Origin of the sequence: Bacillus sp. EU63 (genome assembly GCF_038592915.1) — a bacterium.
GTDB classification, from domain to species: domain Bacteria; phylum Bacillota; class Bacilli; order Bacillales; family Bacillaceae; genus Bacillus; species Bacillus velezensis.
Genome location: NZ_CP151944.1, coordinates 281,377 through 304,171, shown reverse-complemented (window position 1 = coordinate 304,171; position 22,795 = coordinate 281,377). Strand labels below are relative to the sequence as shown.

Here is a 22,795-nt window from a genome sequence, read left to right as displayed (position 1 = left end):
CCCTGATCCATGCAAATGGATCAATAAATAAAAAGTCCCTCCGAAGAGATGTTTTTTTCAATTTAAGAAAAAAATTTTAGAAATAAAGTAGGAATTATATGGATAATCGTCTAATTATTAACACTGTAATACATTTCATTTGAAAAGGGAGTGTTCGAAATGAAATTCAAAAAAGTGTTAACCGGTTCTGCGCTGTCTCTTGCCTTACTGATGTCTGCCGCTCCTGCCTTTGCCGCATCACCAACAGCATCTTCATCCGTGGAAAATAGCCCAATCTCAACGAAAGCAGATGTTGGCATTAATGCCATCAAGCTCGTTCAAAGCCCTGACGGCAATTTCGCTGCTTCTTTCGTTTTAAACGGAACAACGTGGATTTTCAAAAGTAAAACTTATGACAGCGGCAGAGGGATTTGGATAGGGGTTTATGAAAGTGTAGATAAATAAAAACGATAACAAAAACCTCCCTTTCAAAAGGGAGGTTTTTTCATTCTATTTCCACCAATCATCAAACATTGATGCCGGCACCTGGCGCTTGTGCTCCGTACTGAGGTAGCGTTTTTCCAGCGCCTCAATCACTTCGGAAGAAACGTCCTTGCCTTCTAAATAATCATCAATGTCATTGTATGTGATGCCGAGTTCGGTCTCATCCGTCTGCTGCGGTTTTTCATCAAGCAGATCGGCCGTCGGTAATTTCAAATACAGGCGTTCCGGCGCGCCGAGCTCTTCTAATAAACGTCTGCCCTGGCGTTTCGTTAATCCGGTCAGCGGCAGCAGATCAGCTCCGCCGTCACCGTATTTCGTGAAGAAACCGGTCACCGCTTCAGCCGCATGGTCGGTTCCGATGACAAGCAGCCCTTCTTGTCCGCCGATGGCATATTGCGCGATCATCCTCATTCTGGCTTTTACATTTCCTTTGTTAAAGTCAGACAGCTGATCGCCCGTGTCTTTTTTGTACTGATCGGCGAACGCGCTGACAGCGGACTTAATATCAAATGTCCATGATTTATCAGGTTTAATGAATTTGAGCGCCAATTGGGCGTCATCCTCATCCTGCTGTGTGCCGTGCGGAAGACGGACGGCGATAAATTCCGCGTTTCCGCCTTCTTCTCTGATGCTTTCAGCCGCCAATTGGGCGAGGCGTCCCGCAAGCGTGGAATCCTGCCCGCCGCTGATGCCGAGCACAAAGCCTTTGGCACCTGTTTTTTTCAAATATTGTTTCAGAAAGTTCACTCTGTCCTCAATTTCTTGTTTCGGATCAATTGAGGGTTTTACATGGAGATCATTCATAATTTGTTTCTGGATGCTCATCCCAATCACTCCTCCTGCATTGTTTCTTTATGATTCATTTCCCGTTCATGCTGAAAATGAATCATGCCACTATGTACGACTCTTTGTTAAATATAGCACAGGTGCGGATTTTAAGTGAATCAAATACACCGGGATCAGCTGATTTCCACCCGCAGCGCCGTGATGCTGTCGCCGTTGCATTTTCCTTTTTCGATCGGACAGGATGAAAATGCAACGACGAGATCCATTTCCGCACGGAGCCGTACATAATCACCCGCGTCAGAAAGAGGCGTTTCGACTGATAAGTTCCCCTTCTCATCGAGCACCGTGTTCATAAAGATGGCAAATGGGTAATGCATATGCGGCCGCGGCACCCCGAACGGTTCAAGCGCCCCGCTCATATTGTCATAGCACGTATCCTGGAGCTCATCTTTATGCTTTCCGTATAAAAGCCTGTTCATATCCGGACGGCAGGCGGGAAGCAGCAGGTCATGCTTGCCGACTGTATCCTCAATCAGCGTCAGCATCGGCTTGTATAAATTCGAATAAATATGATCACCCGTTTTTACATGAATGGACTGGTTGGCATCGATCGTCGCGCCCTGATCAAGATGTTCATAAAAATCCTTGGCATGATATGCCGTAAAATCAGCCACCTGCTGTCCTTCCACATCGACAACTTTTATAATCTGCCCTTTGTGAACCTTCAGGCCGAGCCCTTTTTTCGGCGGTACGATAAATTGCTGTGTCATCAGACTGCTCCTTTTTTTCTTCTATTATGAACTCCGGCCGTTTGTTTCATGTAAAGCAATTTATTGGATGTATATTCCCCTTCTGACGGCCGCAATCTAAGCTTTGATAAAGGGGTTGAACTTCATGGGTAAATCACAGGACCAGCCTAAAGGAAATCTCGCTTGGTGGCAGCTCTCCTTAATCGGTGTCGGCTGCACAATCGGGACGGGCTTTTTTCTCGGGTCCAGCATCGCTATTGTCAAAAGCGGATATTCCGCGCTGATCTCATTTCTTATTGCCGGGCTCGGCACCTATTTTGTCTTTGAGCAGCTCGCGAAGCTTTCGGCTAAACAGCCCGAAAAGGGGTCTTTTTTTGCTTATGCGAGAAAGGCTTTCGGCACTTGGGCCGGTTTCAGCAACGGATGGGTGTACTGGTCGTCCGAGATGCTGATCACGGGAAGCCAGCTGACAGCGATCTCGCTGTTTACGAAGCATTGGTTTCCGAATGTGCCGCTGTGGATTTTCGCCTCCATCTATGCGGTGCTCGGTCTTTTGATTATATTTACGGGGCTGTCCGTTTTTCAAAAAACGGAAAATGTGCTCGCTGTTGTCAAGACGGCGGCGATTTTTATGTTTATCGTGATCGCCATATTGGCGCTGTGCGGTATATTTTCTCATAAACCGGATGTGCAGGTGCCGAACGAATCGAAGGATTTGTTCCTGCACGGAGCGATGGGGTTATGGACGGGACTGATTTATGCGTTTTACGCCTTCGGAGGAATTGAAGTCTTGGGGCTGATGACCGTACACTTGAAAAAACCGGAGGAAGCCTCAAAATCAGGCCGGCTGATGCTTGCCGTACTTGCGGTGATTTACGTCATTTCTCTCGGCCTGGCGCTGCTGTTAGTGCCGCTGGGCAAATTCACCGAACAGGACAGCCCGTTTATTACATCGCTGAAGGGTTTTCATTTAGATATCATTCTTGATATTTTTAACGGAATTTTTATTATTGCGGGGTTTTCCACGCTCGTCGCCTCGCTGTTTGCCGTGACGACATTGCTTTGTACAATGGCCGATGACGGGGATGCGCCGAAATGCTTCAGATTAAAGGAAAACAAAAAAATCTGCTGGCCCGCGCTCGGATTGACGTTTGCCGGACTCATCGTCTCCATCATCCTGTCATTGGTGCTGCCGAAAAATATATATGAACACATGACAACCGCGGCGGGCCTCATGCTTCTGTATACGTGGCTGTTCATTTTGTTCTCGGGCAAGAAACTGCTTGAAACGACAAAGATGGGAACCGCACAGATTGTTATCGCCCTTGTGCTGATTGTCGCGGCCGTCTCCGGGACGCTGTTTGAGAAATCGAGCCAGCCCGGTTTTCTGGTCAGCCTTTGTTTTCTCGCCGTCATTGCGATCGTGACATGGATCGTACAAAAAAAGCAGGGACACAGCCCTGCCGGATCATAGCTTATTTCGTCGGTTTAAACAGTCTCTTCAAATAAGAAAAGGGACACTTTGACACTTGCGTCTCATCATCACGGAGGAAATATTGCTTCCATTCTAAATTGTTTTTTCCTCCGTACCACCCCAATCGGGGATGAAGAGGGGCTTCATCATACGCCTCTAAGCGTTTTCTGATCAGCCGGCTCATGTTTCGTCCGAACGCGGTTGAATCGTTTAATCCTTCGAAAACCCATCTCGGCTGAAACGCCAGCATAAAAAACGGGAAGCTTCTGCTTTGTCTCGCTTCATGCGCAGGCGTCGCGCACAGAATAAAATACGGCTCGCCGTCAAAGCAGAACTCCCATTTATAATGTTCAGGGTCTTCCGGCATGTCTTCCGGCCAGTCTTTCGGGTCGCAGCCGCTCAGCCGGTTTAAAAAAGACCAGAACAGCTCTTCATACGCCTCAACGGAATAATGCTCAGCTAAATCCTCAGGCGTATCAAAAATCACAAGCAGCGACGCGTATCTTCCGGTATTCCTTGAGATCTTTCCGTACTCTGACAGCAGCATCCCCACTTCCTCCGGGGTTCCCTCTTCGCGGGGATCACCCGCAAAGGATATCCGGAGCTGATCTGTCAAAAATCCCTGACGTCCGGGAATGCACGGAAACGTATCCGCTTTATCGCCTACTTTTTCTGATAGAAGCTCAAAAGCGATTCTCTGCCAATTCGGCAGATCCAACAACTTTTCCTCAAGGCAACTTTTTGTGTACAGCCCGCTTGCCATCGGCCCACCTCCAGTATCGTCATGATACGTTATGACGGGGATAGGCGATGGGTGACTCTTCTATTTATGAGATGAGCATTTGAATCCCCTGCCATCCGAAATAAAACCCGAAAACGATCAAAGACACACCCGCCGCTCCCGTCAGCCAGCGGAGCGCTTTTTCATGAAGGAGATTTCTGAAAGTGCTCGCGGCGACCGCCATGCAGAAATCCCAGATCAAAATGCCGAGAAGAATGCCCGAGCTGTAAATCAAAAGCTGATTTGCATCGAAGGATTCAGCGGTTTTGGCGAGAATGCTCCCGTATATGCCGAGCCAGAATAAAATGCTCAGCGGATTGGAAAGAGAAATAAAAAATCCCGCGCCGAATGTTTTGTAAAAAGCCGGTTTTCCTTTTCCGCTTCTGACATTCATGGCTTCCCTGATATTTTTTAACGTTTCGACTCCCGTGTAGGTCAGCACGAAAAAACCGAAGAGCCACAAAAACGTTTTTACAAAAGGAGCGGTCAAAAATTGAGACAGCCCGAAATAGATCAGAATCATATACAGCCCGTCCGCGGCCATAGCGCCGAGACCGAAAATCCATGCATGCCAAAAGCCGTTTTTGATGCCTTTGTCAATTTGCGCCGCATTGACCGGTCCGACAGGTGCTGACAATGACAGCCCGAGAACGATGTAGCTTAAAAAGATGTTCATTGGCTTCCCCCTCATTCATGCAACTTGTACAAGTTATTCATGAATGGGCCGTGCTATGATATATTATTTTAATTTCTCAAGCTCGTCTTCCATTATGTCCGTCACTTTTCCTAAAAAATCGAATATCAGCCGCAGTTCTTCTTCTTTATATTGCCGGCAAAGGCTGATCGTGGACTGGGATAAGGAGCTGAACAATTGCTTCACATTCGCTTTTCCGGCCGTCAGCGGCACGATGATCACCCGCCGTTTGTCTTCGGGGTCTTTTTTCCTCATGACATATCCCGCTTTTTCGAGCCGGTCAATGAGCGCCGTTACCGAACCTGTGCTGAGGCCGGTTTTTTTCCCAAGCTCGCCTGCGGTCATCGGGCCTGCTTCATTTAAGATATCAGCTGATTTCAAATCGGTCGGAAACAGACCGAGAGATTGAGCGGCCGCCTGATGAAAAAGGATCGTCCTTGTGGCCATCTTCCGGAATAACTGTATGGCGGTTTCCTCCGTCTCGCTTCTGGTATTTCTTGTTGACAACTGACAGGCCTCCCTATAAAATCAATTTATCTTGACGATCAAGATAATTTTCGGCAAATCTAATATGATCATAGCAAATTTAATGATCAAAAGTAAGTATGGGAGGAAAAAAGCATGGAACAAACAGCCGCGAAGGACGCCACGACAAAGTTTGTCGTCATCGGTCTTTTGCTGGGCATTTTAATGTCGGCTATGGATAATACAATCGTTGCCACTGCGATGGGAAATATCGTGGCGGACCTCGGAAGTTTCGATAAGTTCGCGTGGGTGACGGCATCATACATGGTAGCCGTTATGGCCGGTATGCCGATTTACGGAAAACTGTCCGATATGTACGGACGTAAGCGTTTCTTTTTATTCGGTCTTATTCTTTTCTTAATCGGATCTGCATTATGCGGGATCGCCCAAACAATGGATCAGCTCATTATTTACCGCGTCATTCAGGGAATCGGCGGAGGCGCGCTGATGCCGATCGCCTTCACGATCATTTTTGATTTATTTCCGCCGGAAAAACGCGGGAAAATGTCGGGCATGTTCGGTGCCGTTTTCGGCCTTTCCAGCGTTCTCGGGCCGCTTTTAGGCGCGCTCATTACCGACTCCATCAGCTGGCACTGGGTGTTTTACATCAACGTGCCGATCGGTATTTTATCATTGTTTTTCATTCTTCGTTACTATAAAGAATCCCTTGAACACAAGAAGCAGAAAATCGACTGGGCCGGCGCAATCACACTGGTGGTTTCCATTGTCGGTCTGATGTTCGCTCTTGAGCTCGGCGGAAAAACGTATGATTGGAACTCCGTGCAGATCATCGGTCTGTTCGCTGTGTTCGCCGTGTTCTTTATCGCCTTTTTTATCGTGGAAAGAAAAGCGGAAGAACCGATTATCTCATTTTGGATGTTTAAAAACCGTTTATTTGCTACGGCACAGATTCTGGCGTTCCTTTACGGAGCCACGTTCATCATTTTAGCGGTGTTTATCCCGATCTTCGTTCAGGCTGTGTACGGAAGCACCGCGACAAGCGCGGGCTTTATTTTGACGCCGATGATGATCGGTTCTGTTATCGGAAGTATGATCGGCGGAATTTTCCAGACGAAAGTGCGGTTCCGCAATTTAATGCTGATTTCCGTGGTCGCTTTCTTTATCGGAATGCTGCTGCTTTCCAATATGACACCGGATACGGCGCGTACGATGCTGACGGTATTCATGCTGATCTCAGGATTCGGCGTCGGCTTCAACTTCTCACTGCTGCCGGCTGCGTCCATGAACGATCTGGAGCCGCGTTACCGCGGAAGCGCCAACTCAACAAACTCGTTTTTGAGATCATTCGGTATGACGCTCGGTGTGACGATTTTCGGAACCATCCAGACGAATGTGTTTACCAACAAGCTCACAGATTCATTCAGCGGCATGAAAGGAGCGGGCGGCGCGATGCAGAACATCGGAAATCCGCAGGACATTTTCCAGGCCGGCACGCGCGCCCATATTCCGCCGCACATTCTGGATCGCATTATTGACGCCATGTCGCAAAGCATCACATATGTATTTACGCTTGCGCTGGCGCCGATCGTCATTGCGGCCGTTACCATTTTGTTTATGGGAAAAGCGAGAGTAAAAACCTCTCAGGAAATGGCGAAAAAAGCGAATTAAAAAAAGCAGTACATGGCGTTTGTCATGTACTGCTTTTTTGTTTACTCTGCGAAATGCGGAGCGAGAATATCTTTCAGCACGTGTGCGCTGCGGCTGAATTGAGCCTGTTCTGTTTCATTCAGCTCAAGTTCCGTCACACCTGCGATGCCGTTCCGATTGACGACGGCCGGAACGCCGATAAAGACGTCGTTTACACCGTATTGGCCGTCCAGATATGTGCTGACGGTTAAAATGCTGTTTTCATTACGCAAAATCGCTTTTGTGATGCGGGCGAGGCTCATCGCCACTCCGTAATATGTCGCGCCTTTTTTCTCGATAATATGGTAGGCCGCGTTTTTCACATCGTCAACGATCTGATCCAGCTCGTCCTGTTTGTAAGCTGCATTTTTCTCCAGCAATTGCTGTACCGGCACTCCGCCGATATTGGCGTGACTCCATACAGGAAGCTCGGTATCGCCGTGCTCGCCGATAATGTGGGCGTGTACGTTTTGCGGAGCGGCGCCGAAGTATTCACTCAGCATATAACGGAATCGCGCAGAATCCAGTGTCGTGCCGCTGCCGATGACGCGTTCTTTCGGCAGGCCGCTGAATGTCCATGTCGCATAAGTGAGAATGTCGACCGGGTTTGTGGCAACGAGGAAGATGCCGTCAAATCCGCTTGCCATTACTTCACCGACAATGCTTTTAAAAATGGCGAGATTTTTTTCGACCAGCTCAAGTCTCGTTTCGCCCGGTTTTTGATTGGCTCCGGCACAGATGCACACGATATCGGCATCCTTGCAATCCTCATATGTGCCGTAAGACGTTTTGACCGGATGAGGCGCAAATGCCTTTCCGTGATTTAAATCCATGACATCGCCCATGGCTTTTTCTCTATTTACATCAATGATCACAAGCTCATCTGTGATCCCTTGGTTAATTAACGCAAATGCATAACTGCTTCCAACAAAACCTGCTCCGATTAATGCTACTTTGTTCACTCGTTCGTTCATCATGTATGCTCATCCTCCAGTGTTTCGTGGTGTCTGTTTTTAACTTGTGAAGTATTTCACATATATATTGTGCAACACTTCACAAACTTTCGCAAGAGAAAAGTTTGATTTTTGGACAAAAAAATATCGGTGATGGTTTCCAGATTGTTGACAACATCCTAAAACGGAACCGTTTTAGGATGTTGTCATCTTTTCAGCGTGATTGAAGATGCGCTGTCCTTTTCCCAGAAGCAAGGGTTTGCCGGCACGCTGATGTAATGATAGCCCTATCCATTAATGCGGAAGATAACCGTTTAAACCGGAGTTGTTATACAAACCATTCTGCACATAATCAAAGCCGGGATGGTTCTGTCCGGGCACTTAGGCGCTGCCATTGTTAAAAATCACTTTAGCGTTGGCCGTATCCGCATTCGCAGGCAGCGTCAGCGTGTAAATTCCATCTGCATTCTTAGTCATGGCTTTCCCCGGCCACGATCCGGTTAATTCTATGGCCCCGCCTCCATCATGTTTATAGATATAAGCATTTACATTGCCCCAATGATCCGGATTTTGATAGCCAATGATGTTGGTTTGGGACGGGTCTTTTTTGACAAACGTGTATTCTTGGGTTCTCGATGCACCCTCGCCGTTCGTTCCGGTTAACTTGACGTTGTATGTCGTGCCGATTGGATCTTCTTTCCCGATCGTTAATCGGTCTCCATCCTTAAATGCTGTCTCCTGCCCATTATTGATTTGGTAAACGGCTTTTGTTGTTTTCGCATTTGCACGCAGGGTGACCGTCAGCTGATCATTGAAAGAATGGACTGCCTCTGTTTGGTAATTCTCAAGAAAGACATGAGGCGCATTTCCAATATCATCAGGATAAAGAACAGCCGCGGATCTGGCATTGATCGTACCTGTCAGTTTGCCGTTCGCTACTTGAAATGAACCGGCGCCGGCCCTATTATCATACCTGCCGTCAGGTAATTTCGTTGAAGTATTGATGGTGACAGAAGACGATCCTGCATTTGCCAGCACAACGCCTTTTGAGCCGCGCTGATTCATAAATATTTGATTGTTGCCATTCGGATTTGAGAGTTCCTCAGGCTGCCCGGCCATTTCATTGTGAAATTGATTGACCGCAGTGATCGCCTGGTCTTTAAATAAGGCGCTCCCGCGATCTCCTATTTGACTTTTTCCGGGAAATCTTACACCATTTCCTCCGCCCTCAGGTCTGGAAAAGAAAAGAGGCGTGCTTCCTGAGCGGGAACCAATCACTGCCCAGCCTAAACGAATATCGTCATCACTCATCCATGTGGACTCTTCATCATCATTGGCATACGTATCATGTGATTCCACCCATGTGACTAACTTGTCCGCAGACACATCAGATGCATAATGGGAGATATTCGACACACTCAGATTACGATTCTTTAAAGCGGATCTGATGGAATGCCCATAGTTAGAAGCCGTCACATTCATATAATTCGCATAAGCAGTATCTCTGGACGCGCTGTCTTGCAGGATTTCTCCGTATTGGAACTCCGCCGATGTATTTGTGATATTCGGCCAAAATTGGCTGCCGTAATTCCCATCATCCGGAAGCTCTATATGCTTGGCGGCATCATAGCGGAACCCGTCTGCTCCGTCATTCAATGCTCTTTCCAAGAAACCTTTCAGGTAGGCTTGCACCTCAGTATTCTGAGTATTCCAATCATACAGCCCAAGCAATGCATTTTGAGTGATGTCCCATCGGTCCGACCAATTTTTAATTTGTGTGTTTCCATGGGTCCAGTTTGGAATACGCTTAATCTCATCAGAAATCGCGCCATAATCGCTGGTGGTATGATTGACAACCGCATCGACAATGACTTTTACGCCATACTTTTCCGCGGCTGCACACATGTCCTTAAATTCTTGTTCAGTGCCTAAGTAACGGTTGCCGATTTGGTACGATGTCGGCTGATAGAGCCAGTACCAGTTCGACATGCTTTTATCTCCTTGGTTCCCTTCCTTTACTTGGTTAATCGGAGACGTCTGAATGGCTGCATAACCCGCATCACGAATCTCTTTCATATTTTGTGTTAACGTATTGAATGACCAATTCCATGCATGAAGGATGGTCCCGTTTTTGACCGATGAATCGGTCACCTCATTCGATTTGTTTGCAGTTTCAGCGTTTGCACCCGCTGGGCCTGACAAAACCAAATGAAACAGCAGTAAAAATCCGGCGAATAACGGCAATAAAGAGGTTTTGAATCGTTTTTTAAACATTTTTGACACTCCTTATTTGATTTTTGAAGACTGACTGCGGAGTCAAAAATTCCTCTTACTCTTTCTTCAGCTTCCTCCTTTCAATTGTTGTGAAGACTGGATAATTCTGTTAACGCTTACATTTGAACTTACCACACACTCTCTATCAAAGCAACGCGGCAGAGTGAATTCAAATCTATATTCCTATCAAATTAAAAGACTTTTCTCTTATAAACAAAAAAAGAAACCACCATCAAGATGATTTCTTTTTTATTTCTTTTATCGCTCTTCTGTAAGACAGCTTCACAATGACATACCGAAGCAGAAACAGAATGCCTCCGCAGACGATAAAAAGAAAGATCATTTTCAGCCAAGCAAAGAATGTATGGGGAAACCCCCTGTCGTACATCGTAAGCGCCGCTGCCGCAAAAGTGACCGCAATTGAATCTATCCGCTGCTGCTTCACCCGCTTTTGCAGTTCTTCTTTGGTGTCTATTCTCGGCATGAGCATTCCCCGACGCTCCCGCCCTGATGCAATAATAAACAATTATAATGAAGAAAACCGCCAAGCTTCCGGCCCATTCCCTAAACGGACAGTTCAGAACAAGTCCGCGTACGATGATGTCAAGCAAAGACAGTGTGCCCACAAGCATTCCGACTTCTGACCAAATCATTCGTTCTTTCTCTTTCACACTCTCACTCTTTCCATTCACGTTTGAAAGTCCGTTCCGACGCTGATTCATGACTTCCTCCCGTACTATTAAGAATGGCTTACAACTCCCATTATATCTTGCCGATTCATAATGATAAACCGAAATATCATTGACAAAAATATTAATAAGGACCCCAATTGATCAGGACGCCTATGCAAATAAACACGAGGCCGATGACAAACCAAATCAGCGCCAGCGGAATCATGAAGCGAAGCCACTTTACGTACGGAATGCCGCTGGCAGCCAGTACGGCCATCAGCACGCCGGAAGTCGGATTGACACAGTTTACGACGCCTTCTCCGAGCATGACCGCTTCAACCGCGACCTGTCTCGTGATGCCCATCAGATCGGCAAGCGGCGCCAAGATCGGAATAAATACGACCGCCTCCCCTGAGCCCGATGAAATCAGAAAATGAAGCAGGGCGCTGGAAATATACATTCCGATGGCGCCTGCCATCGGGCTGAAGCCGTGCAGCAGTGACGCAAGTCCATTGACTACCGTATCAAGCAGCTTTCCATGTTCCAGGATAACGGAAATGCTTCTCGCCATTCCGACGATCAGCGCGCCGTAAACGAGCCCCTGACAGCCTGTAATAAATGTTTTTGCGATATCATTTGCCGCCATTCCCGCAATCAGGCCGGACACGATTGAGATAAAAATGAACACGGCGGCCATCTCTGAATCAGACCAGCCAAGAGTAAGCGCACCGTATAAAAAGCCGGCAAGCGACAATGCCGTGACAGCCAGAATCAATTTATGGCGGACGGTAAACGGGACATGCTTGTCCTCCGGTTCAGAAACCTGCGGGAGTGAACCTGCCGCCGGAAACCAATCGTTCCCCAGCAGACTGGCATCCTTTGCTTTTCTGAGTTTTCTCGTATACCGATAAATATATAAAATAGATGATAACAGAAAACAAATGTAGACGGCAATCCGCAGGCCGATACCGGAAAACAGCGGCAGCTCCGCGATGCTTTGTGATAACCCGAGCGGTGAAGGCGATAAAATCGTCGCGTTAAACCCGGCATAACAGCCGATATAAATGACGGCCGCTCCGGCCACGGCGTCCCATTTCAGCGAACGGGCGACGATCAGGCCGATCGGAATAAAACCGATCACGGAATTAACGACGATGCCGGTTGTGCCGAGGATCGAAAATAGAGATCCGACAATCGCAATAAACAGCAGCTGTTTGGTGCGGAACGTACTGATGACATTACTGATCAATCCATTGATGGCGCCCGTTTTCTCCAAAATCGCAATGGTTCCGCCCGTAAACAGGATTAAAAAAATAATCGGCGCGGAACTTGTCATCCCTTCCTGAATCGCGGTAAAAAAAGCGATCGGGCTGACAGGAGACTGGTCTAAAGAATGATAACTTCCCGGGACGGCGGACGTCACACTGCCCTTTGTCACCCTGTCAAATTCCCCCGCGGGAACGATGTACGATGCTATCGCGCATAGTAAAGCGACAATGAACAGCAGCACATAAGCATCAGGCATCACAAACAATTTCTTCTTTTTCAATACAGGTTCGGCCTTCGGCACAGCCATAACATCACCATCCCGCTTTAAATTTATAAACTATTCAGAAAATACAGATATGTGCTATATTATATACAGACCGATTGCCTGTTTTCAATATCAAAAAATAAAAAACAGACAGCTTTTGAAGGAGGACTTACGGCATGAACAGACTCACAGCGCATGAAAAGCAAATCATTATGGATATTTTTGACCACCTGCACGCCAATCCCGAAGTAAGCTGGAAAGAATATCAAACAACTGAATATCTGACTGAAAAACTGAAAGAGGCCGGCTGCCGAACCCGCACGTTTGATGATTGTACCGGTGTTGTCGGCGAAATCGGAGAAGGCTCGCCTGTTGTGGCTGTCCGGGCGGATATTGACGCGCTGTGGCAGGAAGTGGACGGTGTCTTTCAGGCGAACCATTCATGCGGACATGATTCACATATGACGATGGCGCTCGGCACGATGATGCTTTTAAAGAGTCAGTCGAAACTTCCGAAGGGCACCATCCGCTTTATTTTTCAGCCGGCTGAAGAAAAAGGCGGCGGAGCGCTGAAAATGATTGAAAAAGGCGTACTGGATGATGTTGATTTCTTATACGGCGTGCACGTGCGCCCCGTACAGGAAACGGCAAACGGCCGATGCGCACCGTCCATTCTGCATGGCTCAAGCCAGCATATTGACGGCCTGATTATCGGAGAAGAAGCCCACGGCGCGAGACCGCATCTCGGCCTTAACAGTATCGAAATCGCCGCTCTTCTCGTCCAAAAACTCAGCTTCATTCATCTTGATCCCGGCATCCCGCATTCCGTGAAGATGACAAAGCTTCAGGCAGGCGGAGAGAGTTCCAATATCATTCCGGGAAAAGCATCGTTCAGCCTTGATCTCCGCGCACAGACCAATGCCGCCATGGAGAAATTAACCGCCGAAACCGAAAGAGCCTGTGAGGCGGCTGCTGCCGCATTCGGCGCAAAGATCGAACTGCAAAAAGAACACAGCCTCCCGGCAGCCGAGCGAAACAAGGAGGCGGAAGCCATCATGGCATCTGCGATCAGCGGCATTCTCGGAGAAGAACATGTGGATGAACCTCTTGTGACAACCGGAGGAGAGGATTTTCACTTTTACGGGTTAAAGGTGCCGAACTTGAAAACGACGATGCTCGGCCTGGGATGCGGTCTGGAGCCGGGACTTCACCATCCCCAAATGACATTTGACCGAAGCGCCATCTTTACTGGCGTTGAGATATTAACGGCTGCCGTCCTCAAATCGTTTGAAGCATAAAAAAAGCAGCCCGTTACAGGGCTGCTTTTCTTCGTTATTTCTTCAAATCTTCAATTGAATTGACGTTTTTCATATACTGAGGAACGACCAGACCCATCTTGACGCCTGTCAGACTCGTTCCTACATCTTCATATTTGCCTTTATATTTAGACGCATATGCCTTATGGGTATTCGGAAGCCAAGCAGACAATGACGCATCCGCGCTGCCTGTCGCAATCGCAGTCCACATCGGTCCCGCCTCCACTTGCGTCAGCTTCACGTCATAGCCGAGGTCTTGAAATACTTTTCCGATTACATTCGTACTTGCGATTTCACTGTCCCACGCCACATAAGCCAGGTTGATTTTATCCCCTTTAACTTTATGGGCGCCTTTTGTCCATTGAGCCACTTGGTCTTTGTGTTTTTTCACATATTCAGCTGCGGCTTTGGCCGGCTTTTCGCCTTCCTCAACGGCAATCATGACTTCTCCCATATCGTCCTGCGTCCATTTGAACTGGCTGAGAACTTTGGCCGCGTTAGGCTGTTCCTTACTGAAGCCGGTTCTTGTAATTGTATGAATCTGCTCGGCAGTTCCGTACGTTTTTTTCGGATCATCAAGGAACTTCAGCTTGTATCTGGAGAACATCCAGTGCGGCGTCCAGCCCGTTACGATGATCGGCTTTTTCCGGTCATATGATTTCTTCAATGTCGCCGTCATGGCAGCACTTGACGCCGTGACGACATTCCAGTCTTTCAATCCGTAATCCTTCACGGCCTCATCCGTCAGGGCCATGATCCCCGATCCCGGATCAATACCGATAATGGTTTTGTTCACCTGGTCCGCAGCCGTTGCCTTACCATCAGTCTGCGAACCGCAGGCAGCCAAAGAAAGAGCCAGCGCAGCGGTAACGCCGACACCGATGATTTTCTTAAGCATCAGGCATTCCCCCTGCTCTTCTTCTTCACTTTAATGTTTTGCGTGATACGGTCGAGTGTAATCGCTACGATAACGATCGCGATACCCGCTTCCACTCCGACACCGGTTTTCAACTGTGTCACGGCGCTGTATACTTCAGAACCGAGACCCGGCGCACCAACCATGGCCGCGATAACGACCATTGATAAAGCAAGCATGATGCTTTGGTTAATACCGGCAAGAATTGTTTTTGTGGCAAGCGGAAGCTGAACCTTGAACAGACGCTGAGACGTCGTTGAACCGAATGCTTCCGTCGCTTCGATCAAATCAGCCGGAACTTGTTTAATACCGAGAACCGTCATGCGAATCGTCGGAGGCATCGCGAAAATAACAGATGCCACGACGCCTGGCACAACCCCGATATTAAAGAAGAAAATCGCAGGCAGCAGATATACGAAAGCCGGCATGGTCTGCATTAAATCCAGAATCGGTGTAACAATGCGGCGGACCGTTTCTTTCTGAGACGCCCATATGCCGATCGGAACCCCGATAATAATGGAAATCAAAACAGATGTGACGACAAGCGCCAACGTTTGCAGCATCGGCGACCAATAGCCCAAATAATCAATAACAAGGAATCCGATTAACGTAAAGAGTGCAATTCCTCTCGTACTGATCCACCAAGCGAGAGCTGCAAAAATAACAGTCAATAAAATAGACGGGATGAAACCCAAACCGCTCACAATCGCGTTTACGAAAGCGGCCAAACCGTTTGAGATTCCGTCAAAGAAACCTCCGAACGTCATGGTAAGCCAGTCAACAAACCGGTCAACGATATCTGCTAACGGAATTCTAGGCAATCTGTCCATTTACTTCACCCCCTGAACAGAAGAATCCTGAGCTTGTTCAGCAGAATCTTCAACATTTATATAATCGTTATTTCCTGAAAGCGCGCCGATTAATGCGCCTTTTACGACAATGCCTTTCATGCGGTCCTTATCGTCCGTGACGGCGATCGGAATATTCGCATCAGACACGACATCGAAAATTTCCGTCAAGTATGTGCTTTCGTGCACAGTCGTAAATTCAGTATTTAAAATATCCTGAAGCGATAAGTCGGATTCCACCGCTTTTTTCGCATCCGCCGCGTGAATGACGCCGAGAAGCTGTTTCTGTTTATCAACGGCGTAAATAGAAGAAATACCGAGATTCTTCATGAGCTGCAGCGCTACACGAGGCCCTTTGTCAATCCGCACGGTTTCAGCGCGCTTCATGATGTGGCCCGCTGTCAGAACTTTGGATAAATCAACGTCCTCAACGAATTTCTCAACGTATTCATTGGACGGGCTCATCAGAATTTCTTCAGGCGTCCCGATCTGAACGATGTTACCGTCTTTCATCAGCACGATTCTGTCGCCGATGCGCAATGCTTCATCAAGATCATGCGTGATGAAGATGATCGTCTTGCCGACAGAGTCATGAAGGTCTAAAAGCTCATCCTGCATGTCTTTGCGGATCAGCGGATCAAGCGCACTGAAAGCTTCATCCATCAGAAGAATGTCAGGATCATTCGTCAATGCGCGGGCAAGTCCGACACGCTGCTGCATTCCTCCGCTGAGCTGATCTGGGAATTGGTGTTCAAAGCCTTCAAGACCGACAAGTTTAAGCGAATCAAGCGCTTTTTGCTCACGCTCTTTTTTGTCGACGCCTTGTAGCTCCAGGCCGTATTCCGTATTTTCAAGAATCGTTCTGTGCGGAAACAGCGCAAATTTTTGAAAGACCATGCTGATTTTTTTCCGGCGCACTTCCCGGAGCTGGTCTTTTGACATATTTGTTATCATGTCACCATCAATATAAATATTCCCGGCAGTCGGTTCAATAAGCCGGTTTAACAGCCGAACTAAAGTTGATTTACCGCTCCCCGATAGACCCATGATGACAAATATCTCCCCATCATATACATCAAAGTTTGCTTGATTGACACCAACGGTTGATCCGGTCGCTTTCAGGATCTCTTTTTTGTTTTTTCCGCTGGACAGCATCTGAATGGCTTTTTTTGTCTGTTTTCCGAAAACCTTAGATACATTTTCGACTTTTATCTTAATTGGTTTCTCATCCAAATTCATATTTTCCCTCCATAATAAGCAATCTTTAATACCGTAACACGTTTGTAATAAGTCAAACAAACATCATAATCCCTTTTTATTTTGTATCATTACTTTAAAAACATCCCTGTGTCTTATTTTCCTCTGGTATGCTTCTAAATACTCTCTAATCCTCCTTATTGAGGATAAATTATAAAGGAAACCGGGCTTTTATCAGGCTTGAGAACGTTTCCATCGAATGTGCTGCAAACTGATTTCCTATCCTTTTTTTACAAAAACAAGAATTTTTTCGCGACATTGTCCTGAAAAAAGAAGTTTTCCCCTCCTAAAAATAAGGAATATTAAGGAAAAATATAGGTCTGTCAACAGACCGCTCACTAAAAAAAGCACCCCAAAAGGGTGCTCATTGCGCAAGCTCTGTCTGTTTCGTTTCTTTTCCGAGAATAATAATGGTGATGACGGCAATCAGGATGGCCGCACAAAAGACGGCGAAAATCACTGTAAACGAAATGTTCCGGGCTGCAAGCGATCCGACGAGAAGCGGACCGAAAATGCCGCCGATTCTGCCGACGGCCGCCGTTGTGCCGGAACCGGTCGCACGGATCGCCGCAGGATACTGCTCCGGTGTATAGGCGTAAAGCACGCCCCATGCGCCGAGATTGAAGAAGGACAGCAGCATGCCGGCTGTGAGCAGCATGGCCAGTGAATCCGCGGCACCGAAGAAATAAGCGCTGCCCGCCGTTCCGAGCAAATAGATGACTAAGATGGTCTTCCGCCCCGCTTTTTCGATCAGCCACGCCGCAGAGAAATATCCGGGAAGCTGGGCAAGTGTCATCAGAAGGACGTATTCGAAGCTCTCAATCATGCTGTAGCCTTTCATCAGCATCACGCTCGGCAGCCATAAAAACATGCCGTAATATGAAAAGACGACGCAGAACCAAACGACAGACAGCAGCACCGTCGGCCGGATATACGGTTTCATCCAGACACTTCCCGCCTGCCCGCGTATGCTTTTTTTCTGCGGCAATGCCTGATGCGCCGGTGATTCCGGAAGGCTTTTCCGCAAGTACAGCGCATAAAATGCGGCCAGCGCCGTTAAGAGCAGCGCGGCCTGCCAGCCGAATGACGGTATGACAAAGTAGGAAATCACCGCCGCAAGAAGCCAGCCCGCGGCCCAAAAGCTCTCAAGCAGCACGATAGTCCGTCCCCGCTTTTCGGGAGCGGACGCTTCTGACACGAGCGTCGAGGCGACAGGCAGTTCCCCGCCAAGCCCCATTCCGATCAGAAAACGCAATATGAGAAAAACCGTCAATCCCGTTGCGAAAGCGGATATGCCGCTTCCGACAGAAAAGAATAACAGCGTGATCATAAACACTTTTTTCCGGCCGATCCTGTCGGCCAGCATTCCGAATACAAAGGCGCCCGCTGCCATACCGATGGAATTGACGCTTCCGATCCATTTCATTTGATCGGGTGTTAAATTCCAATCAGTGTGAAGCGCGGCGATAATAAACGATAAAATTCCGACATCCATCGCATCAAACAGCCAGCCCATTCCGGCAATCGCCAGAAGTTTTCGCGGAGTGACGGCAGGTTGTTTGTTCATAAGCAGCACCTCAAATCGAAAATGATTACCGTATAAGTTTACACCTGTCTTTACACATTGTCATTATCTTTTTTCGCAAAAAAATCCCGCTTGCCGTAAGCAAGCGGGGTGTTCGTTAATTCTTTAAGACTGCGTTTTTAATATTATCCTGAAGCTGTTGAATCCGTTTCGCGCCGTCTTCTCTGATACGTCTGTTCTCTTCTTCGATCTGTTTCGTTTCCTGCATACCGCTGACAATCGTATTCCAAGACGTTTCAATCGTCTCAATGTCAATGCTCGGACGGCCTGCCATACGGGCAATCTCCACGCTTTGGTTTGAAATATTTTCAGCGTTGCGCTTCAGCATTTCATTCGTGCGGCGGTCAAGCTCGCTCATTGAATCAGCCACAAGCTTTTGCCGTTTGACTGTGACAGCCTGAATGATGCCGTTTTTGAAAATCGGAATCGTAATGACGAAAGCGGAATTGATTTTCCCGATGAGCTTCGTATTTCCGCGCTGAAGGAGGCGGATCTGCGGCGCCGTTTGCAGCGCCACCATCCGCGCCATATCTAAATCATAGACACGTTCCTCAAGCGCCTGAAGCCCGTCACGAAGCGTATCGAGCTGCATTTGCGCAAGCTGGTTTCCGCCTGCCGCTTTTTCTTCATAAGAAGGAATGAGCGCCTGCATTTCCTCAAGCTTCATCTGCCCGGCAACGACATATTTTTCAAGCTCCATGTAGTAGTTAATGTTGTTTTCATACATCTCTTCCAGCGTATGGTTCGTCTTTGCCATTTCATCTTTGTATTTTGAAATTTCGACGTGGATTTTTTCAATTTCTCCGCCCAACGTGCGGTACTTTTGAAAAATCTTTTCAATCATGCTGTTGCCGCGTTTGAACATTTTAGCGAGAAATCCTTTTGGTTCATCGAAATCATTTTTGTCGAAACGGTCCATGATTTTTCCGAGCTGCGTCAGCATTGTGCCTGAATCCGTGACACTTGTTGTTTTCATCATATTTAAGATGCGGTCTGAGAACTTCGAGATTTCAACTGCCGGTTCTTTTCCGTACTCAAGCAGCTCCATTTGGTTTTTCACGTCAATCTGCTGCGAAATACGCTGCACCTCAGGGTCTTGGCGCAGCTGCACCCTGATGTCATCTGCTTTTTGTTCAGAAATCTCTTCATTTTTATCAAGAACAAGCGGATTTTGATTTTCTGTCATGTTTATTTACTCTCCCTGCTTTTGCGTAATGGTTCTAAACAGCTTTCTTACGAGTGACGGCTCCTTATATTCCTGCCGAAACACCATGTCCTCCAGCCAATGGACATCAAATTGGCTTTCTTCAATATAATGCTCAATGTCCTGATGGCCCGGCGGATTATACAGGATGATATCGACGCCGAATTTATTTAAAAACAACAGAGCGGCGGCGTCAGAACGTGTGAGTTCGCCATTTTGTTCCGTATGATATAAAACGAGTTTCGGAACGGTTTGGGCGTAATCAAACGTCTGAATCAATTGCAGCAGCGAAGCGGGCAGGTTCGTCGCCTGGCGGAACAAATAGATTGCGGCATCCCTTGCCTGCTCGCCGGGCAAAGCCTTCAGCCCGGGGTTTCTGCACATGTCAGAAATCACATTGGCGATGGCGCTCTGCACACCTGAAGGCAGATGCTTGTACTGCCAGATGTTGCTTCTTTTCAGCCTGTCCGCGTCAATCGCTCCTTCTTCGTTCAAAACCTGACTGTAGTGATACTGGTAGTTGGCTTTCAGCTCTTCCGTAAACGGAAAACTGCTGATCATGTGTGTCTCCTGATAGTCCGCGGCGGTATGGAGTCTGTTCCAATATTCTTTCGTATCTTTGGAAACCCCCATCACTTTCGCAAAAAGGTTCGGAACGGCCACCCGCTCCCTGTCCGCTTTAAATTGCGGCCGGATAAACGCCCGCTCCTTCGCAATGAGAAATAACTCATCATACGTCGTTTTTAATGTCACGGACTGCGGGGTATGATCCCTGAACTGCCAAGGCTTATACATCATAGATTCCTCATGGTTCAGCACATGCTCAATTTCTTTCGTTGACCGGTAGGCCGTCGTGGACGTTCTGTCCGGCTTTTCTTTCGGGAATGGCTCAAGGCCGCCTGTTGCGGGGAGCTTTATCACAAAGCTGAGTTCCTCATCCGGATCAATCAAGCTGAACGGATCTTCCGCAGCCGGATGAAACAATAGGACGTCACAGCCGATCAGCATTATATAATAGAGAAAATAGAGCTGGCTTTTGGTAGCGTCTCCATACCACACCACCTTCGGCATCTCACGCTCTATATCGGCTTGTTCGAGCCATGGATTCAGGTGGTTCAGCGAAAACTTTGACACATCCAAGAGCACACGCCGGAAATCGGGATGATTCAGCCCGTTTTCATGCCGGTCCGCAAAGGTTTCCAAAAGCGTCATAAACGCGGTTCTCAGCCGGCGGTGCATAAGCGGATCAGCGTGTTTGGCAAGCAGCCTGCCTCCATCGAGAAACGCGACAAACCTGGAAACCGAAAGCCCTTTCTCTTTTTGATTGACCGAATGGATGTGCTGGAGCGCCTGAAACGTTTCAGGCGCGATGGTCTTATCCAGCGTCTCGCTTAACACATGGATGTTTTCATGAGAAGACAGCTCGAAAAGCTTATTGTAATACTCCGTCTCATCATAAGGAGTGCCCAAAATCCGGACGGCAAGCCGGGTAAACGCCAGCCCGTTTTCCCGCTCATAACCGGGACGTTCCGGCAGCGGCCGCATCAGAAACGTTTCCCAGTCACCGTTTTCCGGCTCGGCCTTTCGGATCACCAATTCTTCCTGCTTCATCATTTTCCTCCTTTCTCTTCATGATTATCGGTACAAAAAAGGAAGGAAATGAAACTCTCCCTCCTTTTTTGTTTTATTCTTCTTTAGATGCAGCCGTTTGCTCTTGAACCTGCTTTTGTTTGTTGAAATAGTGGATAATAAACGTTACCACAAACGCAGCGATGATGATTCCGAAGAACACCACGTGCGGCATTTCATAATCAAAGGCGCTCGCCGCCATTTTCACGGCGATAATCCCGATCAGCACAAAAGCCGTATTTTCAAGCTCAGGGATTTTATCAATTAAAACAAGGAATACTTTTGCGACTGTACGCATCATGAGAATGCCAAGCATACCGCCGATCAAGAGCACCCACACTTTTTCCGATACCGCAAACGCGGCCAGAATGCTGTCAACAGAGAAGGCCAGATCCATTAACTCAACTGAAACGACAGTGGCCCAGAAAATTCCGAACGTACGGACCATCCATGAATTTTTCTTCATGCCTTCCGTATCGTCATCACCTTCTCCGATCCAGAAATGCTTAATGACGAGCCAAGCCAGGTACAGCGCGCCAAGCACTTTGATCCACCAGAACTTAATGAGCAGCATTCCGATCCCGATAAAGATAAAACGGAAAATATATGCCCCGAACAATCCGTATGTTAATGCTTTCTTCCGCTGTTTTTCAGGCAGATGCCTTACCATCACCGCAAGCACTAACGCATTGTCGGCCGACAGCAGCCCTTCCAGCAGAACCAAGGAACCGATCAGCCCCCATGATACAGGGTCAGTCAGCACCTCACCCCACATTTTCCAATCAAAAAAGGAAGCGTAGGTCGACATAATATGATGTAGAAAATCCAAGTTTTTTCCTCCTATTTAGTAAAACGGTAATTTCCTGCTTACACCTGCAAGCCGTAATTCCGGCAAAGTGATGCCAGACCGCCGGAAAACCCGCTGCCGATGGCGTTAAACTTCCACTCAGCCCCATGGCGGTAAAGCTCACAAACGACAACCGCCGTTTCAATCGAGAAGTCTTCCCCTAAATCGAAACGAAGCAGTTCATTCTGGCTGTTTTCATCGACGACGCGCACGAACGCGTTAGACACTTGTCCGAAATTTTGGCCGCGCGCTTCCGCATCATGAATCGTGACGGTGATGCCGATCTTTTCAATATTTGCGGGTATTTTTGAGAAGTCGACGATAATTTGTTCATCGTCTCCCTCGCCCTCGCCCGTCCGGTTGTCTCCCGTATGGATGACGCCCCCGCTCGGGTGTTCCAGGTTATTGTAGAAAACAAAATCAAGATCATTTACACAGTTGTCATGGGCATCGACAAGAAAAGCCGACGCGTCAAGGTCAAAGTCATGCCCTCCGGAGTACTTGTTCGTATCCCAGCCTAAGCCGATCACCGCTTTTGTAAGACCGGGGTTCGTTTTTGTCAGATCAACACGCTGTCCTTTCGCCAATTGAATAGCCATGTGCTGTCTCTCCCTTCTGTGTT

19 protein-coding genes and 2 pseudogenes are annotated in these 22,795 nt (G+C 47.7%); 4 read left to right on the top strand and 17 right to left on the bottom strand.

Annotated features, from left to right (window positions below; all coding sequences use genetic code 11):
- Positions 1 to 159 precede the first annotated feature (159 nt).
- Complete coding sequence (locus NYE38_RS01635) at positions 160 to 444, top strand: antimicrobial peptide LCI (RefSeq protein ID WP_017419366.1); 285 nt, start codon at positions 160 to 162, stop codon at positions 442 to 444.
- A gap of 45 nt (positions 445 to 489) precedes the next feature.
- Here the strand turns inward: NYE38_RS01635 and nadE are convergent, their stop codons facing one another.
- Together nadE and NYE38_RS01625 are read right to left on the bottom strand one after the other, a co-directional pair.
- On the bottom strand, positions 490 to 1,308 hold the full coding sequence (nadE, locus tag NYE38_RS01630) for an ammonia-dependent NAD(+) synthetase (RefSeq protein WP_007409061.1): 819 nt from the start codon (positions 1,306 to 1,308) through the stop codon (positions 490 to 492).
- 134 nt (positions 1,309 to 1,442) lie between these two features.
- Entirely contained in the window at positions 1,443 to 2,039 is a 597-nt protein-coding gene (locus tag NYE38_RS01625; RefSeq protein ID WP_011996295.1) for a DUF1989 domain-containing protein, read from the bottom strand.
- A gap of 124 nt (positions 2,040 to 2,163) precedes the next feature.
- Here NYE38_RS01625 and NYE38_RS01620 point away from each other — a divergent pair, with 124 nt between their 5' ends.
- On the top strand, positions 2,164 to 3,492 hold the full coding sequence (locus NYE38_RS01620) for an amino acid permease (protein WP_025650190.1): 1,329 nt from the start codon (positions 2,164 to 2,166) through the stop codon (positions 3,490 to 3,492).
- A 1-nt stretch (position 3,493) separates the two neighbouring features.
- On the opposite strand, the gene NYE38_RS01615 is transcribed toward NYE38_RS01620, so the two are convergent.
- From NYE38_RS01615 to NYE38_RS01605, 3 genes are all read right to left on the bottom strand, one after another.
- Positions 3,494 to 4,255: a YqcI/YcgG family protein gene (locus NYE38_RS01615; RefSeq protein ID WP_017419365.1), complete on the bottom strand. Its 762-nt coding sequence runs from the start codon at positions 4,253 to 4,255 to the stop codon at positions 3,494 to 3,496.
- Positions 4,256 to 4,319: 64 nt separating this feature from the next.
- Positions 4,320 to 4,949, bottom strand: coding sequence for a LysE family translocator (locus NYE38_RS01610; RefSeq protein WP_007409057.1), 630 nt, complete (start codon positions 4,947 to 4,949; stop codon positions 4,320 to 4,322).
- 63 nt (positions 4,950 to 5,012) lie between these two features.
- Complete coding sequence (locus tag NYE38_RS01605; RefSeq protein WP_017419364.1) at positions 5,013 to 5,474, bottom strand: MarR family transcriptional regulator; 462 nt, start codon at positions 5,472 to 5,474, stop codon at positions 5,013 to 5,015.
- 114 nt (positions 5,475 to 5,588) lie between these two features.
- Here NYE38_RS01605 and NYE38_RS01600 point away from each other — a divergent pair, with 114 nt between their 5' ends.
- Positions 5,589 to 7,121 (top strand): MDR family MFS transporter, encoded by a 1,533-nt coding sequence (locus NYE38_RS01600; protein ID WP_071181514.1) that lies wholly within the window; start codon positions 5,589 to 5,591, stop codon positions 7,119 to 7,121.
- 41 nt (positions 7,122 to 7,162) lie between these two features.
- Here the strand turns inward: NYE38_RS01600 and NYE38_RS01595 are convergent, their stop codons facing one another.
- The 4 genes and pseudogenes from NYE38_RS01595 to NYE38_RS01580 form a co-directional block, all read right to left on the bottom strand.
- Positions 7,163 to 8,116 (bottom strand): L-lactate dehydrogenase, encoded by a 954-nt coding sequence (locus NYE38_RS01595; RefSeq protein ID WP_017419362.1) that lies wholly within the window; start codon positions 8,114 to 8,116, stop codon positions 7,163 to 7,165.
- Between the two features lie 270 nt (positions 8,117 to 8,386).
- Positions 8,387 to 10,366: pseudogene (locus NYE38_RS01590) on the bottom strand (starch-binding protein).
- Positions 10,367 to 10,598: 232 nt separating this feature from the next.
- A pseudogene (locus NYE38_RS01585) lies at positions 10,599 to 11,088 on the bottom strand (DUF6773 family protein).
- A gap of 91 nt (positions 11,089 to 11,179) precedes the next feature.
- Positions 11,180 to 12,613 (bottom strand): YfcC family protein, encoded by a 1,434-nt coding sequence (locus tag NYE38_RS01580; RefSeq protein ID WP_017419359.1) that lies wholly within the window; start codon positions 12,611 to 12,613, stop codon positions 11,180 to 11,182.
- Positions 12,614 to 12,747: 134 nt separating this feature from the next.
- Between NYE38_RS01580 and NYE38_RS01575 the strand changes: the two genes are divergently transcribed.
- Entirely contained in the window at positions 12,748 to 13,869 is a 1,122-nt protein-coding gene (locus NYE38_RS01575; protein WP_129093585.1) for a M20 peptidase aminoacylase family protein, read from the top strand.
- Between the two features lie 34 nt (positions 13,870 to 13,903).
- On the opposite strand, the gene NYE38_RS01570 is transcribed toward NYE38_RS01575, so the two are convergent.
- From NYE38_RS01570 to NYE38_RS01535, 8 genes are all read right to left on the bottom strand, one after another.
- Positions 13,904 to 14,785 carry a glycine betaine ABC transporter substrate-binding protein gene (locus tag NYE38_RS01570; RefSeq protein WP_007409051.1) on the bottom strand — a complete coding sequence of 294 codons (882 nt, stop codon included), beginning with the start codon at positions 14,783 to 14,785 and terminating at the stop codon, positions 13,904 to 13,906.
- Positions 14,785 to 15,633: a glycine/proline betaine ABC transporter permease subunit OpuAB gene (gene opuAB / locus NYE38_RS01565; protein WP_003156639.1), complete on the bottom strand. Its 849-nt coding sequence runs from the start codon at positions 15,631 to 15,633 to the stop codon at positions 14,785 to 14,787. Before opuAB ends, NYE38_RS01570 begins: the two co-directional genes overlap by 1 nt.
- Positions 15,634 to 16,890, bottom strand: a complete 1,257-nt coding sequence (gene opuAA, locus NYE38_RS01560; RefSeq protein WP_003156640.1) for a glycine/proline betaine ABC transporter ATP-binding protein OpuAA — start codon at positions 16,888 to 16,890, stop codon at positions 15,634 to 15,636.
- A 382-nt stretch (positions 16,891 to 17,272) separates the two neighbouring features.
- Positions 17,273 to 18,475, bottom strand: coding sequence for an MFS transporter (locus NYE38_RS01555; RefSeq protein WP_340801419.1), 1,203 nt, complete (start codon positions 18,473 to 18,475; stop codon positions 17,273 to 17,275).
- Positions 18,476 to 18,590: 115 nt separating this feature from the next.
- The gene (locus NYE38_RS01550; protein ID WP_007609246.1) at positions 18,591 to 19,679 is read right to left on the bottom strand and encodes a toxic anion resistance protein; all 1,089 of its coding nucleotides are present in this window, start codon (positions 19,677 to 19,679) and stop codon (positions 18,591 to 18,593) included.
- Between the two features lie 6 nt (positions 19,680 to 19,685).
- Entirely contained in the window at positions 19,686 to 21,308 is a 1,623-nt protein-coding gene (locus NYE38_RS01545; protein WP_063636914.1) for a YceG family protein, read from the bottom strand.
- Between the two features lie 73 nt (positions 21,309 to 21,381).
- Positions 21,382 to 22,155: a TerC family protein gene (locus tag NYE38_RS01540; protein WP_003156644.1), complete on the bottom strand. Its 774-nt coding sequence runs from the start codon at positions 22,153 to 22,155 to the stop codon at positions 21,382 to 21,384.
- Between the two features lie 38 nt (positions 22,156 to 22,193).
- Positions 22,194 to 22,772 (bottom strand): TerD family protein, encoded by a 579-nt coding sequence (locus NYE38_RS01535; RefSeq protein WP_003156645.1) that lies wholly within the window; start codon positions 22,770 to 22,772, stop codon positions 22,194 to 22,196.
- Positions 22,773 to 22,795: the final 23 nt, after the last annotated feature.

Excerpts from the sequence above, each read along its gene's own strand:
- NYE38_RS01635 (WP_017419366.1), top strand. The coding sequence starts at position 160 with ATGAAATTCAAAAAAGTGTTAACCGGTTCTGCGCTGTCTCTTGCCTTA.
- nadE (WP_007409061.1), bottom strand. The coding sequence starts at position 1,308 with ATGAGCATCCAGAAACAAATTATGAATGATCTCCATGTAAAACCCTCA.
- NYE38_RS01625 (WP_011996295.1), bottom strand. The coding sequence starts at position 2,039 with ATGACACAGCAATTTATCGTACCGCCGAAAAAAGGGCTCGGCCTGAAG.
- NYE38_RS01620 (WP_025650190.1), top strand. The coding sequence starts at position 2,164 with ATGGGTAAATCACAGGACCAGCCTAAAGGAAATCTCGCTTGGTGGCAG.
- NYE38_RS01615 (WP_017419365.1), bottom strand. The coding sequence starts at position 4,255 with ATGGCAAGCGGGCTGTACACAAAAAGTTGCCTTGAGGAAAAGTTGTTG.
- NYE38_RS01610 (WP_007409057.1), bottom strand. The coding sequence starts at position 4,949 with ATGAACATCTTTTTAAGCTACATCGTTCTCGGGCTGTCATTGTCAGCA.
- NYE38_RS01600 (WP_071181514.1), top strand. The coding sequence starts at position 5,589 with ATGGAACAAACAGCCGCGAAGGACGCCACGACAAAGTTTGTCGTCATC.
- NYE38_RS01595 (WP_017419362.1), bottom strand. The coding sequence starts at position 8,116 with ATGATGAACGAACGAGTGAACAAAGTAGCATTAATCGGAGCAGGTTTT.
- NYE38_RS01580 (WP_017419359.1), bottom strand. The coding sequence starts at position 12,613 with ATGGCTGTGCCGAAGGCCGAACCTGTATTGAAAAAGAAGAAATTGTTT.
- NYE38_RS01575 (WP_129093585.1), top strand. The coding sequence starts at position 12,748 with ATGAACAGACTCACAGCGCATGAAAAGCAAATCATTATGGATATTTTT.
- NYE38_RS01570 (WP_007409051.1), bottom strand. The coding sequence starts at position 14,785 with ATGCTTAAGAAAATCATCGGTGTCGGCGTTACCGCTGCGCTGGCTCTT.
- opuAB (WP_003156639.1), bottom strand. The coding sequence starts at position 15,633 with ATGGACAGATTGCCTAGAATTCCGTTAGCAGATATCGTTGACCGGTTT.
- opuAA (WP_003156640.1), bottom strand. The coding sequence starts at position 16,890 with ATGAATTTGGATGAGAAACCAATTAAGATAAAAGTCGAAAATGTATCT.
- NYE38_RS01555 (WP_340801419.1), bottom strand. The coding sequence starts at position 18,475 with ATGAACAAACAACCTGCCGTCACTCCGCGAAAACTTCTGGCGATTGCC.
- NYE38_RS01550 (WP_007609246.1), bottom strand. The coding sequence starts at position 19,679 with ATGACAGAAAATCAAAATCCGCTTGTTCTTGATAAAAATGAAGAGATT.
- NYE38_RS01545 (WP_063636914.1), bottom strand. The coding sequence starts at position 21,308 with ATGAAGCAGGAAGAATTGGTGATCCGAAAGGCCGAGCCGGAAAACGGT.
- NYE38_RS01535 (WP_003156645.1), bottom strand. The coding sequence starts at position 22,772 with ATGGCTATTCAATTGGCGAAAGGACAGCGTGTTGATCTGACAAAAACG.